Origin of the sequence: Mesorhizobium sp. AR07 (assembly GCF_024746815.1) — a bacterium.
Lineage (GTDB): Bacteria > Pseudomonadota > Alphaproteobacteria > Rhizobiales > Rhizobiaceae > Mesorhizobium.
This window is the reverse complement of the sequence record NZ_CP080525.1, coordinates 3,973,442-3,987,269: the sequence shown is the minus strand read 5'-3', so window position 1 is coordinate 3,987,269 and position 13,828 is coordinate 3,973,442. Positions and strand designations below refer to the sequence as shown.

Annotated in this window: 10 protein-coding genes and 1 pseudogene; 7 read left to right on the top strand and 4 right to left on the bottom strand. The window is 64.1% G+C overall.

Annotated features, from left to right (window positions below):
- Positions 1-13: 13 nt before the first annotated feature.
- The 3 genes from BPNPMPFG_RS20340 (at position 14) to BPNPMPFG_RS20330 (ending at position 3,068) form a co-directional block, all read left to right on the top strand.
- On the top strand, positions 14-898 hold the full coding sequence (locus BPNPMPFG_RS20340) for a F0F1 ATP synthase subunit gamma (RefSeq protein WP_258590469.1): 885 nt from the start codon (positions 14-16) through the stop codon (positions 896-898).
- A 70-nt stretch (positions 899-968) separates the two neighbouring features.
- Positions 969-2,564, top strand: coding sequence for a F0F1 ATP synthase subunit beta (gene atpD, locus BPNPMPFG_RS20335; protein WP_258590468.1), 1,596 nt, complete (start codon positions 969-971; stop codon positions 2,562-2,564).
- A 96-nt stretch (positions 2,565-2,660) separates the two neighbouring features.
- On the top strand, positions 2,661-3,068 hold the full coding sequence (locus BPNPMPFG_RS20330) for a F0F1 ATP synthase subunit epsilon (RefSeq protein ID WP_258590467.1): 408 nt from the start codon (positions 2,661-2,663) through the stop codon (positions 3,066-3,068).
- A 72-nt stretch (positions 3,069-3,140) separates the two neighbouring features.
- Here BPNPMPFG_RS20330 and BPNPMPFG_RS20325 read toward each other — a convergent pair whose 3' ends face one another.
- The 3 genes from BPNPMPFG_RS20325 to BPNPMPFG_RS20315 all read right to left on the bottom strand — a co-directional run bounded on the left by BPNPMPFG_RS20325 (position 3,141) and on the right by BPNPMPFG_RS20315 (position 5,886).
- Entirely contained in the window at positions 3,141-3,722 is a 582-nt protein-coding gene (locus tag BPNPMPFG_RS20325; protein WP_258590466.1) for an endonuclease III domain-containing protein, read from the bottom strand.
- Positions 3,723-3,937: 215 nt separating this feature from the next.
- Entirely contained in the window at positions 3,938-4,306 is a 369-nt protein-coding gene (locus BPNPMPFG_RS20320; protein ID WP_258590465.1) for a mannonate dehydratase, read from the bottom strand.
- A 47-nt stretch (positions 4,307-4,353) separates the two neighbouring features.
- Positions 4,354-5,886 carry a mannitol dehydrogenase family protein gene (locus BPNPMPFG_RS20315; protein ID WP_258590464.1) on the bottom strand — a complete coding sequence of 511 codons (1,533 nt, stop codon included), beginning with the start codon at positions 5,884-5,886 and terminating at the stop codon, positions 4,354-4,356.
- A gap of 150 nt (positions 5,887-6,036) precedes the next feature.
- On the opposite strand from BPNPMPFG_RS20315, the gene uxaC reads away from it, so the two are divergent.
- The 3 genes from uxaC to BPNPMPFG_RS20300 all read left to right on the top strand — a co-directional run bounded on the left by uxaC (position 6,037) and on the right by BPNPMPFG_RS20300 (position 9,878).
- Positions 6,037-7,443 (top strand): glucuronate isomerase, encoded by a 1,407-nt coding sequence (uxaC, locus tag BPNPMPFG_RS20310; RefSeq protein WP_258590463.1) that lies wholly within the window; start codon positions 6,037-6,039, stop codon positions 7,441-7,443.
- A gap of 75 nt (positions 7,444-7,518) precedes the next feature.
- On the top strand, positions 7,519-8,295 hold the full coding sequence (locus BPNPMPFG_RS20305; protein WP_258590462.1) for a FadR/GntR family transcriptional regulator: 777 nt from the start codon (positions 7,519-7,521) through the stop codon (positions 8,293-8,295).
- A gap of 452 nt (positions 8,296-8,747) precedes the next feature.
- Positions 8,748-9,878: an IS481 family transposase gene (locus BPNPMPFG_RS20300; protein ID WP_413776790.1), complete on the top strand. Its 1,131-nt coding sequence runs from the start codon at positions 8,748-8,750 to the stop codon at positions 9,876-9,878.
- 405 nt (positions 9,879-10,283) lie between these two features.
- Here BPNPMPFG_RS20300 and BPNPMPFG_RS20295 read toward each other — a convergent pair whose 3' ends face one another.
- Positions 10,284-11,705, bottom strand: coding sequence for a coniferyl aldehyde dehydrogenase (locus tag BPNPMPFG_RS20295; protein ID WP_258590460.1), 1,422 nt, complete (start codon positions 11,703-11,705; stop codon positions 10,284-10,286).
- A 279-nt stretch (positions 11,706-11,984) separates the two neighbouring features.
- Here BPNPMPFG_RS20295 and recQ point away from each other — a divergent pair.
- Positions 11,985-13,827: pseudogene (recQ, locus tag BPNPMPFG_RS20290) on the top strand (DNA helicase RecQ).
- Position 13,828: the final 1 nt, after the last annotated feature.

Sequence of the window (13,828 nt, the reverse complement as noted above, 5' to 3'; positions counted from 1 at the left end):
TCAGGTTTGAAGCATGCCTTCATTAAAAGACCTTCGTAACCGTATCGCCTCGGTCAAGGCGACGCAGAAGATCACCAAGGCGATGCAGATGGTCGCCGCGGCGAAGCTGCGCCGCGCGCAAGAGGCGGCGGAAGCCGCGCGCCCCTATTCGGAGCGCATGGGTTCGGTGCTGGCCAACATCACCCAGGCGATCGGCGGCGGCGGCGATGCCCCGGCGCTGATGACCGGCACCGGCAAGGACAACGTGCATCTGCTCGTCGTCTGCACCGCCGAGCGCGGCCTGTGCGGTGGCTTCAATTCGCAGATCGCCCGTCTCGCCCGCGACCACATCCGCCGGCTGCTGGCCGACGGCAAGCAGGTCAAGATCATCTGCGTCGGCAAGAAGGGTTTCGATATCCTGCGCCGCGACTATGCATCGATGATCCTCGACCGTGTCGACCTGCGTGAGGTCAAGACCCTCCGTTTCGTCAATGCCGACGCGATCGCCAAGAAGGTCATCCACCTCTTCAATGAGGGCGGCTTCGACATCTGCACGCTGTTCTATTCGCAGTTCAAGTCGGTGATCAGCCAGATCCCGACCGCGCAGCAGATCATTCCGGCCGGTGTGGCTTCTGCGCCGGCCGAGGCGACGGCCGGTGGCAATGCCGTCTACGAGTACGAACCGGAGCCGGGCGAAATCCTCTCCGATCTCATTCCGCGCAACATCTCCGTGCAGGTTTTCCGGGCGCTGCTCGAAAACGCGGCCGGCGAAATGGGCGCCAAGATGAGCGCCATGGACAATGCGACGCGCAACGCCGGCGAGATGATCAACAAGCTGTCGATCACCTACAACCGCCAGCGGCAGGCGCAGATCACCAAGGAACTGATCGAAATCATTTCGGGCGCCGAGGCGCTCTAGGCGCGGTTTGCGGGTCATCGACCCGCGAGCGGACCGCGTGAGAAACAAAGGACGAAAAAGGGTAAAGACGATGGCGAAAGCAGCGACCCCCCAGAAGGTAACCCCCAAGACGGCAGCCGCGAAGACCGCAGCCCCCGCGAAGGCGGCAAAGGCTCCCGCAGCAGCCGCGAAGGCAGCTCCGGCCAAGATTGCGGCAGCACCGGCAAAGGCCGCCGCGGCCAAGACATCGGCAGTGGCCACCAAGGCAACGGGCGTTGTCGGCAAGGTCCGCCAGGTCATCGGCGCTGTTGTCGACGTGCAGTTCGGCGAACACCTGCCGGCGATCCTGAACGCGCTCGAGACGACCAATGTCGGCAACCGCCTGGTGCTCGAAGTTGCCCAGCATCTGGGCGAAAACACCGTGCGCTGCATCGCCATGGACTCGACCGAAGGTCTGGTTCGCGGCCAGGAAGTGCGCGACACCGGCGCGCCGATCACCGTGCCGGTCGGCCCGGGCATGCTCGGCCGCATCATCAACGTCATCGGCGAGCCGGTCGACGAAGAAGGCCCGGTCGACGCGACCGAGATGCGCTCCATCCATCAGCCGGCTCCGACTTATGTCGAGCAGTCGACGGAAGCACAGATCCTGATCACCGGCATCAAGGTGCTCGACCTGCTGGCGCCCTACGCCAAGGGCGGCAAGATCGGCCTGTTCGGTGGCGCCGGCGTCGGCAAGACCGTGCTGATCCAGGAACTGATCAACAACATCGCCAAGGCGCATGGCGGCTATTCGGTGTTCGCCGGCGTCGGCGAGCGCACCCGCGAAGGCAATGACCTCTATCACGAGTTCATCGAATCCGGCGTCAACAAGAAGGGCGGCGGCGAAGGCTCCAAGGCGGCACTGGTCTATGGCCAGATGAACGAGCCGCCGGGCGCGCGCGCCCGCGTCGGCCTGACCGGCCTGACGGTTGCGGAATATTTCCGCGACCAGGGCCAGGACGTGCTGTTCTTCGTCGACAACATCTTCCGCTTCACGCAGGCAGGTTCGGAAGTGTCGGCTCTGCTCGGCCGCATCCCGTCGGCCGTCGGCTATCAGCCGACGCTCGCCACCGACATGGGCGCGCTGCAGGAACGCATCACCACCACCACCAAGGGTTCGATTACCTCGGTGCAGGCCATCTACGTGCCGGCCGACGATCTGACCGACCCGGCCCCGGCAACCTCGTTCGCCCACCTCGACGCGACGACGACGCTCAACCGCGCCATCGCCGAGAAGGGCATCTATCCGGCTGTCGATCCGCTGGATTCGACCTCGCGCATGCTCGACCCGCTGGTCGTCGGCGACGAGCACTACGGCGTCGCGCGCCAGGTGCAGTCGATCCTTCAGCGCTACAAGTCGCTGCAGGACATCATCGCCATCCTGGGCATGGACGAACTGTCGGAAGAGGACAAGCAGACGGTGGCCCGCGCCCGCAAGATCGAGCGCTTCCTGTCGCAGCCCTTCTTCGTCGCCGAAGTGTTCACCGGCGCACCGGGCAAGCTGGTCGACCTCGCCGACACCATCAAGGGCTTCAAGGGCCTCTGCAACGGCGACTACGACCACCTTCCGGAAGCTGCCTTCTACATGGTTGGCGGCATCGAGGAAGCGGTCGAGAAGGCACAGCGCCTGGCGGCTGAAGCGACATAAGAAGCGAATAGCGAATAGGGAGTAGCGAATAGGGAATAGGGCCGGCGAATTCTTCTGACTATTCGCTACTCGCTATTCGCTGTTCGCTAAGTAATCATGGCTGAAGCTTTCAAGTTCGAACTGGTCTCGCCGGAGCGCCTGCTGGTTTCCACGCAGGTCGAATCCGTCGTCATCCCGGGCGCCGAGGGCGAGATGACCGTCATGGCGCATCACGCGCCGGTCATGACCACGATCAAGCCGGGCGTCGTCACGGTGAAGGCAGCTTCGGGCGGTGAAGAGCGCTATGTCGTGTTCGGCGGCTTCGCCGACATCGTTCCTTCAGGCTGCACGCTGCTGGCGGAATCGGCTGTGGCGGTCAAGGATGTCGACCGCGCCGATCTCGCGCGCCGCATCAAGGAAGCCAGGGAAGACGCCACTGATGCCAAGGACGACCAGTCACGCAGCAAGGCGGAGCAGTTCCTTAGCCAGCTCACCACGCTGGAAGGCGCCATCCTGCCGGCCTGACGTCCGCTTCAGATGACTTGACGAAAAGCGGGGCCTTGCCTCGCTTTTTTGTTTGAAGTCGAGCGTAGAATTTTATCCGATACGCTTGGCGCATCGCTGCGCGAGCGGGCATCCGTTGCAGTCCACATCTAGTTTCTGGCACCAGCTTTGTCCAAGCCGCTTCATCAGGCGGTGAAGCTCGACCAATCGCCTTGGGCTCCAGTCGGGAACGGAACCCATCACAGCCCGATAAGCCTTGTCGCTGTCGGCCGAATGCACGACCGCGCCATATCGCTGCAGAATCCTTAGCACATGCGAGTCTATGACGAAGGATGGTCTGTTCAGAGTGCTGAAGTTCAGGGTCGAGGCAGCTACCTTCACGCCAACGCCATCGAGACGTTCGAGCCATCCGTGGGCGTCGGGCACCGACATGTCGCCCAGGAAGCCCAGGTTGAAGTCGGGATGCTCCGCTGCCACCTTGCGCAAGGTGAGCAGAAGGTTAGCCGCCTTGTCCTTGGCAAATTTGACCTCGACAATTGCCGACTCGATTTCGCCAACGGGCGCCTCCGCCATGAGCCGCCAGTTCGGATAAAGCTCGACCAGTTTCCAGAAACTCGGCCATGAGACTTCGTCCTTGGTGCGGCTGCTGATCAGCGATTTCACCAGCTGCGCCATCGGATCCAGCACGGGGAATGGCTGCAGCGCCGAGAATGCCGGCCTCAGGCGCTCCATCATATAATCGAGATCGGCGCGGATACCGAGCTGCAGGGCCAGTTGCATATCGCGATATTAGAACAAATAGTGAACATCTGCAATGCCAAGATACGCAGGACAATCGCCTCAGGTTTCGAATTAACCCCGTCACCCTTTCCAAGCGCTGGCGCCGCCCCTCACCTGCAGGGCGATGAGGGGCGGCGCCAACTTCGAAAATTGGTCGCTCCGCCACAAGTCGGAAACTTTCGTTGAGCTGAAGCGATTGCCCTGCCGTGTACGCGGAGCTTAGCGGGGCAGGGCGTCCACCGCCCGCATGACGCCATGGATGCGACTATGGCATGGCCATGCCATAGTCGGAGCGCATCTTGCCGCGAGGTGTTGCGCAGAGGGGCGAAATGGATGTCGTTGGCGAACTCCCTGGTCATTGCCGGCAGGTCGTCTTGCCGGCCTGCACTATGAGAACCGGAGCACAGCGTCAGTCCGTTGGCCGGTGATGGACAAGGTGATGGGCAAGCGGCGAGTGGAGCGCGGGTATCGGCGGACATGCGCCAGTGCGACGGATCGTCTGGATCGAACCAGCGCTAGGTCTGCCTCATTCTTTTCCGGTCCTTATGCCAAGCGCGGCGAAGGCAAGTACCGGCCCGCCCTGCTTGAGATGGACGAGGTGGGTGGCCACAAACTCGATCAGCGTCTGACGTTCGGCGTGGTCCTTGGCGAAGCCGGCGAGGTCAAATACGGCCGCCACCATCTCTTCCATTGGCAGGTTCCGGCCAAGAAGCGCGGCAAGTGCCGCGTCGAGCGGATCGGTGAAATGGTTCTCCGGCAAGGTCTTGCCGCCCGCGCAGGTCGCGATCCAGGCGGCGATCACGAGCGTCAGATGCTCGGGCAGCAAGCCGGCTTCGGTCCGCTCGATGGCTGAGGCGATGATGCGCTGCGGCAATTTCTGGCTGCCGTCATTGGCGATCTGCGCCGTGCGATGGGCAAGTGCTGTGTTGGAAAAACGCTTTGCAAGTTCGGCCGTATAGGCGCTGGTGTCGAGCCCGGCATCCTCCGGCAGTGTCAAAATGGCCTCGGCCCATAGCCCGTCGACGAACTGCCGGATCGCCGGATCGGCGAAGGCGCGGTCGACGGTGGCGTGACCGCTGAGCAGTCCGAGATAGGCGATGGCCGAATGCGCGCCGTTGAGCAGCCTGAGCTTCATGTCCTCGAAGGGGCCGACATCGCCGACCATGGTGACGCCGAATTTTTCCCAGGCTGGCCGGCCTCCTGGGAAATTGTCTTCGATCACCCATTGGCAGAACGGCTCGGTCATGACCGGCCATGCGTCGTTGAGCCCGAGCTCGACAGCGATCCGCGCGCGGTCGGCGTCGGTGGTTGCCGGCACGATGCGATCGACCATGCTGGAGGGGAAAGCGACTCCATCGGCGATATGACTGGCAAGACCGGTATCGCCCTTCGTGGCGAGCCTGGCGTCACGCAATCCGGCGAACTCTATCATAAGGCGGTGCAGCGTGGCGCCGTTGGCCGGCAGGTTGTCGCAGCATAGCACGGTGAAAGGCGGCGTGCCGTTGGCCTGTCGTCGCGCAAGCGCCTCGGCGAGAAAACCATGCGCGGTTCTGGGCGCCTGCGGATTTTCTAGATCGTGGAGAATGTCGGGATGGGAGTCGTCGAGGCTGCCGTCGGCTGCCCGCAGATAGGCCTTTTCAGTGATCGTCAGCGTCACGATGCGGGTGCGGGGATCGGTCAGCGCGGCCAGCACGGCGCCCGGATCTTCGGGCGCCACCAGCAGCGAGCCGATGGAGCCGATGACACGAAGCTTTTCCTCGCCGCTGCTCCTGATCGCCAGCGTGTAGAGCCCGTCCTGTGGCGCCAGCGCATCGCGCGTGTCGGCGCTGCGCAGCGAGACGCCAACGATGCCCCAGCCGGTGTCGCCAGCCGCCAGGCAATCGTCGACATAGGCGGCTTGATGGGCGCGATGGAAGGCGCCGACGCCGAGCTGCACGATGCCCGGGACGACCCGGCCGCGATCATACAAGGGCGCCGCGACCGAGGCCGGCAATGCTTGCACAGTGCCGTCGGAAAGGCGTTCGGTCGTCGTGGCGCGGCTGGGCTGGTCGGATGGCATGAAATCGCCTCGGGATGGATCGGCAAGCGGCGTAACATCCGACTTCCCGCCACACAATGGCTGGAAAAATCATCATACAACAATCCAATTTTTGTATGTTGACACTGTTTCCAGCCGACCCTACCGATAAACGGGCCTGGGAGGAACGTCGTGGCACTGACCGATGCGGATTTGCTGTTTCCCGCCGAGGGGCATCCGCGCTCGATCGCTCGCGATCTCTATGCCGGGATCAAGGACCTGCCCATCGTCAGCCCGCACGGTCACACCGACCCGCGCTGGTATGCGCTCAACGAGCCGTTCCCGGATCCGGCGCAACTGCTCATCGTGCCCGACCACTATATTTTCCGCATGCTGTTCAGCCAGGGTATCCGCCTCGAGGATCTCGGCGTGGCGACCTTGGACGGCGCACCTGTCGAGACCGACGGCAGGACGATCTGGCGGTGTTTCGCCGAGCACTATCATCTGTTTCGCGGCACGCCGACCCGGCTGTGGTTCGACCATGTGCTGGCGCATCTGTTCAGCATCGACGAACCGCTGAACGCGGCGACCGCCGACCGTCACTACGACACCATCGCAACGGTGCTGCAGTGGGAGAATTTCCGCCCGCGAGCGCTGTTTGAGCGCTTCAACATCGAGGTCATCGCAACGACGGAAGGCGCGCTCGACGATCTCAGATGGCACAAGATGATCCGAGACAGCGGCTGGGAGGGCAAGGTCATCACCACCTATCGGCCGGACGCCGTCGTCGATCCCGATTTCGAGGGGTTTTCGGCCAATCTCGACAAGCTCGGCGAGATCACCGGCTGCGATACCGGCAGCTGGGCCGGCTATCTCGATGCGCACCGCCAGCGGCGCGCCTTCTTCAAAGGCTTTGGCGCGACTTCATCCGATCACGGTCATCCGACGGCCGAGACCGCCAATCTTTCGGATGCGGCGGCCGAGGAGCTGTTCAATCGTGTCCGTCGCGGCTCGGATGACGAGCGCGAGCGAAAACTGTTCCGCGCCCAGATGCTGACCGAGATGGCCAAGATGAGCAGGGATGACGGGCTGGTGCTGCAGATCCATCCCGGTTCCTCGCGCAACCATTCGCCCTCCATCTTTCAGAAATTTGGCCGCGACAAGGGCTTCGATATCCCGACAAGGATCGATTATGTGACGGCGCTGAAGCCGCTGCTCGACTGCGTCGGCCTGGAACGAGATCTCACGATCATCCTCTTCACCCTCGACGAGACCAGCTATGCGCGCGAACTGGCGCCGCTGGCCGGCACCTACCCGGCGCTGAAGCTCGGCCCGGCCTGGTGGTTCCACGACAGTCCGGAAGGCATGCGCCGCTACCGCGAGATGACCACCGAGACGGCTGGCTTCTACAACACCGTCGGCTTCAACGACGACACCCGCGCCTTTCCATCCATACCGGCGCGTCACGATGTTGCGCGCCGCGTCGACTGCGCGTTCCTGGCGCGTCTCGTCGCCGAACACCGGCTGCGCGAGGACGAGGCGCACGAGCTGGCGCGGGAGCTTGCCTACACGCTTGCGAAAAAGGCCTACCGGCTCTGAACCGGTGCGCTTCTCTGTGACCTATAGTCCGGCCATCTCGCACTGGTTGCCGAGCGTGTTCAAATAGGGGGCGACATGGCATCGGACACCGCAACCAACCTCAGGGTCGAGAGAAAACCCAAGCTGTCGGAGACGGTCGTCGCGACGATTCGCAAGCAGCTGCAGGCGGGCGAGATCCTGCCCGGCCATAAACTGCCGACCGAAGGCCAGCTGACCGAGACCTTCGGCGTCAGCCGCACCGTTATCCGCGAGGCGCTGGCGAAGCTCGCCGCCGACGGCCTGGTCGAGCCGCGCCAGGGCGCCGGCGTGTTCGTCACCGAGCACGTCTCGACGATGTTCGGCGCGCTGGCCGCCGACATGAGCAGCAAGGATTCGATCGCCCTAAACGTGCTCGAGGTGCGGCTGGCGATCGAGATCGAATCGGCTGGGCTCGCCGCCATCCGCCGCAATGCCGCGCAGGAGGCGGCGATCCAGGAAGCGTTCTTCGAATTCGAACGGCTGCTGCTCGCCAGCGAGCCGACCGGCCTGGCCGACCTCGCCTTCCATCGCGCCATCGCCACTGCCACCAGCAACCCGTTCTATGTCGACATGCTCGACGTGCTCGGCCGGCGCGCCATTCCGTGCGACGTCACCTTACCCCGGTCGGCCGAACTGGTGCAGTCCGACACATACCAGCGCGGGCTGCAGCGCGAGCATCTGGTGATCCTCAACGCGATTACATCAGGCGATGCCGAAGCCGCGCGCGAGGCGATGCGCACACACCTCACTGCCAGCCAGCAGCGCTACCGCAAGCGCCTGCACGCAAGGCAGGTTTTTTATACCGACACGGTCAAGGCCGCTGCTGGCGAATGACCCATCTCAAGTCGGGACAGCAATGAGCCAGAGCCATACCGGCTACACTTCGTCGCCGCTGCGGCGATGGGGCGCGACATGCTCTATCTCGGTATGGGCCACCAAGGACGTATCATTAGCCTCGACGGATAAGGCCGCGCCGGCGAAATTCTACCTGCTCAGAGCGCCATGTTTGTCCGGCACGCACCCCCACCCCAGTCCAAACGTCCACAAGGGGGAGGAAATCTTGCAGCAGCCCTGCCTGGTGACAAGCTTTGACGATATTGGTCGAACCAGTGGCGCCATCGTCTCCCTCCCCTAAGCAGGGCAATTGCATATGGGAAGCCGACGCTTTCGCTCTACGACATACCCCCACCCCTAACCCCTCCCCACTGTTTGGACCGGAGACATCGCGAACAGGTGTGCGAAGACATCGCGAACAGTTTTGCGCGTTTTGCGCGAGGGGGTTCGGGATGCCATTCGGGGACAACAGCGCGATGAAACAGAAATTGGAATTCGTCAGGTTGGCGAGCGCGGCGGGTGCGAATGTGAGCGCGTTGTGTCGGCGCTTCGGAATCGGCCGGACGTTGGCCCACAAGCTGATCGCTCGCTATCGAGCGCAAGGCGATGCGGGGCTTTTGGAGCGTTCGCGGCAGCCCCATTTGAGCCCACGGCGCAGCGCCCCTGAGGTCGAAGCGGCAGCCCTTTGGGTGCGTGCGGCGCATCCGGCCTGGGGTGGGCGCAAGATCGCGCGTGTGCTCGCTCGCGAGGGTATCGGCACCCCTTCGCCCTCGACGGTGACCGGCATCCTGCGCCGCAACGGGATCGAGCTCGGATTGCAGGGCGGCGGGGCGCAGCCTTTCATCCGCTTCGAGCACGAAGCCCCCAACGATCTGTGGCAGATGGACTTCAAGGGCCATGTCGCCCTGCGCACCGGCCGGCTGCATCCGCTCACCGTGCTCGACGACCATTCGCGCTTCTCGATCGTGCTGTCGGCCTGCTCCGATCAGACCACCCAAACCGTGCAAACGCGCCTGATCGAGGCCTTCCGTCGCTATGGCCTGCCGTGGCGCATCGCCACCGACAATGGCCCGCCCTGGGGCGATGGCGGCCGCAACAACTTCACGCTGCTCACGGTCTGGTTGATCGAGGCCAGCGTCGCCGTCAGCCACTCCAGGCCTTGCCACCCGCAGACACTCGGCAAGGACGAGCGCTTCCACCGAACGCTCAAGGCCGAGGCGCTGCAGGGACCACCCTTTGCCGATCTCGCCAAGGCTCAGCACGCCTTCGACCAGTGGCGCCATGTCTACAACGCCCAGCGTCCCCACGACGCGCTGGACGGCGCCGTGCCGCTCGACCGCTACCGGGCCTCGCAGCGCCAGTATCGCGAAATTGTCGAGCCGTTCGAATACGCCAAGGACGATCTCATCCGCCGCGTTCAGCAGCATGGCTTCGTCTCTATTCTCGGCCGCAAAATGCGCCTCTGCAAAGCCTTCGCCGGAAAATCCGTTGCCTTCCGTCCGACCGCAACAGACGGCCTCTTCGACGCCTGGTTCAGACACCAGAAAATAGAAACCATCGACCTCAATGCCATGGCTCGATAGCATGCAAAACTGTTCGCGATGTCCTCGCACACCTGTTCGCGATGTCTCCGGTCCAAACACCCACAAGGGGGAGGGAAACTTCCGCAGGCGCTGATCTCGGCAAACTGTCGATGTCTCGACGCCAAAGATGAATAAGAGCACGCGGTAGCGTTCCCTCCCCCTTGTGGGGAGGGTTAGGGTGGGGGTCCATCTTCGCAAGAATCCATATGCGATTGCCTGCTCCCTAAGGGAGATCGAGCACGGAATGACCCGCGCCCCAAAAGAAGCGCGGGTCTGTTGCCTGGGCGCTTGTGGCGCCGCGGTACTCAAGACATCACCGCAGGATGTGGAGCCTGCAGCATCGTGGTGAAGATAGTCTTAATGCGCCGGTGTCGCGTGGTCACGATGGCTGGCGGCTGCGTCGGGTCAGGTGATGTGCCGGAGCAGGCTGAAAATCCGCTCGAACGTCTTGCCGTAGGGCGGGCGCAGCAAGCCCCCCGCGCTCAGCCGCGACTGCAGGAAAACCGGCTTCTCCTTGCTGAAGGTGCGGAAACCCCATTCGCCGTGATAGGCGCCCATACCGCTGGCACCGACACCGCCGAAAGGCTGGTTCTCCTGCACCAGATGCAGCATGCAGTCGTTGATGGTGACGCCGCCGGCGACGGTCTCGTGCAGGATGCGTTGACGGTTGGCGCTGTCGCGCCCGAACCAGTAGAGCGCCAGCGGCCGGTCCGCCCGGTTCACATGGTCGATCGCCTCGTCTATCCCGGCATATTCGACGATCGGCAGCACCGGCCCGAAAATCTCCTCGCGCATCAGCCGCAGGTTTGAGCCGGCATTGCGGACCAGGGTCGGCAGCAACTTCCGGCTGGTGGCACCGAGCTCCTCGCCGGCCGGATTGATTTCGGTGACATCGGCGCCGGCATCGCGGGCTTCGGTGATCATGTCTCGCAGGCGTTGGTGATGCCGGCCGCTGATGATGGCGGTATAGTCGGGGTTATCGCGCAGGGTCGGGTAGAGCCGCCCCACAGCCGTTGCAAGTTTCGCGACGACAGCGCCTGCCTGTCCCTTCGGCACCAAGAGATAGTCCGGCGCGATGCAGGTCTGCCCGGCGTTCAACAGCTTGCCATAGGCGATGCTGGCTGCCGCCGCATCGAGGTCGCAGGATGGATCGAAGATTGCCGGCGACTTGCCGCCGAGCTCGAGCGTGACCGGGGTCAGGTTGGTGGCCGCGGCCATCGCCACCTGGCGGCCGACCGCCGTCGAGCCGGTGAACAGCAGGTGATCGAAAGGCATCGACACGAAGGCCTTGCCCATTTCGGCGTCGCCGGTGATGACGCTGAGCTCATCGGGCGCGAAATGCTCGCCGGCCAGTTGCGCCAGCAAGGCGGAAAAGGCCGGCGTCAGTTCGGACGGCTTGACGAGCACGCGATTGCCGGCGGCAAGCGCCGCGGTGACCGGCGCGACGGCGAGCTGGAAGGGGTAGTTCCACGGCGACACGATGCCGACGACACCGAGCGGCTGCGCGACGAGGCGATTTCTGCCGGGCAGGAACGGCAGGGTGGTGGCAACGCGCCGTTCGCGCATCCAGCTTTTCAGATGGGACATGGTATGGCGGATGCCGGCGCGCACGACGAACAGTTCGGCAAGGCGCGTCTCGTGCGCCGAGCGGCCACCAAAGTCGGCGTCGATCGCCGCGCAGATGTCTGCCTCATGCCGCTCGGTCAATGCCAGCAGGCGCTTCAAGCGGTCCTTGCGGACGCCAATGTCCGGAAAGGGCTGCGCCTCGAAGGCCGCGCGCTGTAACTCGAACCGCTCGCCGAGAACATCCTGTTTGGTCTGCAGCACCGCGCCCTCCCTGGCCTGAAGGCCAAGCTTACATCGCACGGCGTGAGGGAATCCAGCGGGGGTGCTGATATCGCAAGGGAAGGGACAGCCTCTAGCCCATAGGGAGTGAAGCTGATGCGCCGCCTGGCTGGGGGCATACGATCATCGGGTTCCTGCAAAGGGGCGTTGTGGTTGGTTGATTGCTGCGTTACTCCAAAGCGTCACGCGGAGAGTCGCTTTGATCGGTTTCCACATCCTCTCCAATTCCCGAAAAATCGGTTCCAGTCCGGTGTCCGGCTGATGCAGGCGCAGGCAGCGAGCATTCGGGCCGAGGATCCCAAGCGGCGCGTCCTGAAGGACGTGTTCGGCTTTGACGATTTTCGTCCCGGCCAGGCCGATGTCATGGATGCGCTGCTGGCGGGGCGTCATGTACTGGCTGTCATGCCGACCGGTGCTGGCAAATCGCTCTGCTACCAGGTGCCGGCGCTGGTTCTGGGCGGGTTGACCATCGTCGTTTCGCCGCTGGTGGCGCTGATGCAGGATCAGGTCGCGGCGCTGCGCCTTGCCGGCGTGGCCGCCGATACGATCAATTCCTCGATCGACCGCGAGGCCAATGTCGCCGCCTGGCGTCGCGTCGCGGCGGGCCAGACGCGCCTGCTCTATCTCGCGCCGGAGCGGCTGATGACCGAGCGGATGCTCGAGGCGCTGGCCAGGCTCGACATCAGCCTGATCGCTGTCGACGAGGCGCATTGCATCTCGCAATGGGGTCCGGCGTTCCGACGCGAATATGAGGATTTGTCGCGGCTGCGCGGCATCTTCCCCGGTGCCGATCATCGCGCTGACGGCGACGGCGGACGAGGGCACACGCACCGACATCGAAGCACGGCTGTTCGCCGAGCGTGTCGAAACCCTGGTGCTGGGCTTCGACCGGCCGAACATCAAGCTTGCCATCGCGGCCAAGCAGGACGGCAAGCGGCAGTTGCTGAGTTTCATCGAACGTCACGCCGGCCGCAGCGGCATCGTCTACTGCCTGTCGCGCAAGAAGACGGAAGAGATGGCGGCGTTCTTGGAAAAGAACGGCGTCACCGCGCTCGCCTATCATGCTGGCATGAGCAAGGAGGCGCGCGACGCCAACCAGAACAGCTTCATGACCCTGTCTGGCGTCGTCATGGTGGCGACCATCGCCTTCGGCATGGGCATCGACAAGCCTGATGTCGCCTATGTCTTCCACACCGATATGCCGGGCAGCCTGGAGGCCTACTATCAGGAGATCGGCCGCGCCGGCCGCGACGGGCGGGAGGCCGAGGCGCATATGCTGTTTGGCCTTGGCGATATCCGCATGCGGCGGATGTTCATCGACGACGAGGACGCGCCGGCCGAGCACAAGAGGCGTTCGCATGGCCGGCTCGATACGTTGATCGGCTATTGCGAGACGGCGCAGTGCCGCCGCCAGGTGCTGCTTGGCTATTTCGGCGAGGAGGCGTCGCCTTGCGGCAATTGCGACAACTGCCTCGACCAGGCGCCGCGCGCGGATGGCGGGGCGGAGGCGCGGATCATCCTGGCGGCCATGGCGCAGAGCGGCGAACGTTTCGGTGCCGGCCATGTCATCGACATCCTGCTCGGCCATGAGACCGAGAAGCTGCTGGCCAGGGGCCACCAGAGGCTCGCCAGCTTCGGCAGCGGCGTGGCACACAAGAAGGATTTCTGGCTGTCGCTGATCCGGCAGCTGGTCGCGGGCGGGTTCCTGGCGCCGGATCCGGGCGGCCATGGCGGCCTCGCCATCGCGGAAAAGGGCCATGCGCTTGGCCGTGGCGAAGTGCCGTTCCACTACCGCGTCGAGGTGCGCAGCCGCGCCTTGCGCGGCAAGATGCGTTCCGCCCAGGGTTCCGCCACGAATGGGGAAGGCGTGGATGCTTCACTGCTGGCCACACTCAAGGCGCTGCGGCTGCGGCTGGCCAAGGAGCGCCAGGTGCCGGCCTATGTGGTGTTCTCCGACCGCACCCTGATCGACATGGCCGAGCGCCGCCCGCACGACCTCGATGCCTTCGCCGAGGTGAATGGCGTCGGCGCCGCCAAGCTCAAGGAGTTCGGCAAGATTTTCCTGAGTGCAATCGCCGGGCATCAATCCGATGGGACGGCCTGAC

What these genes read in the sequence shown, in the direction of transcription:
- BPNPMPFG_RS20300 (WP_413776790.1), top strand. Translation starts at nt 8,748, where the DNA reads ATGCCATTCGGGGACAACAGCGCGATGAAACAGAAATTGGAATTCGTC.
- BPNPMPFG_RS20305 (WP_258590462.1), top strand. Translation starts at nt 7,519, where the DNA reads ATGGCATCGGACACCGCAACCAACCTCAGGGTCGAGAGAAAACCCAAG.
- BPNPMPFG_RS20340 (WP_258590469.1), top strand. Translation starts at nt 14, where the DNA reads ATGCCTTCATTAAAAGACCTTCGTAACCGTATCGCCTCGGTCAAGGCG.
- atpD (WP_258590468.1), top strand. Translation starts at nt 969, where the DNA reads ATGGCGAAAGCAGCGACCCCCCAGAAGGTAACCCCCAAGACGGCAGCC.
- BPNPMPFG_RS20330 (WP_258590467.1), top strand. Translation starts at nt 2,661, where the DNA reads ATGGCTGAAGCTTTCAAGTTCGAACTGGTCTCGCCGGAGCGCCTGCTG.
- BPNPMPFG_RS20320 (WP_258590465.1), bottom strand. Translation starts at nt 4,306, where the DNA reads ATGTCCGCCGATACCCGCGCTCCACTCGCCGCTTGCCCATCACCTTGT.
- BPNPMPFG_RS20315 (WP_258590464.1), bottom strand. Translation starts at nt 5,886, where the DNA reads ATGCCATCCGACCAGCCCAGCCGCGCCACGACGACCGAACGCCTTTCC.
- BPNPMPFG_RS20325 (WP_258590466.1), bottom strand. Translation starts at nt 3,722, where the DNA reads ATGGCGCAGCTGGTGAAATCGCTGATCAGCAGCCGCACCAAGGACGAA.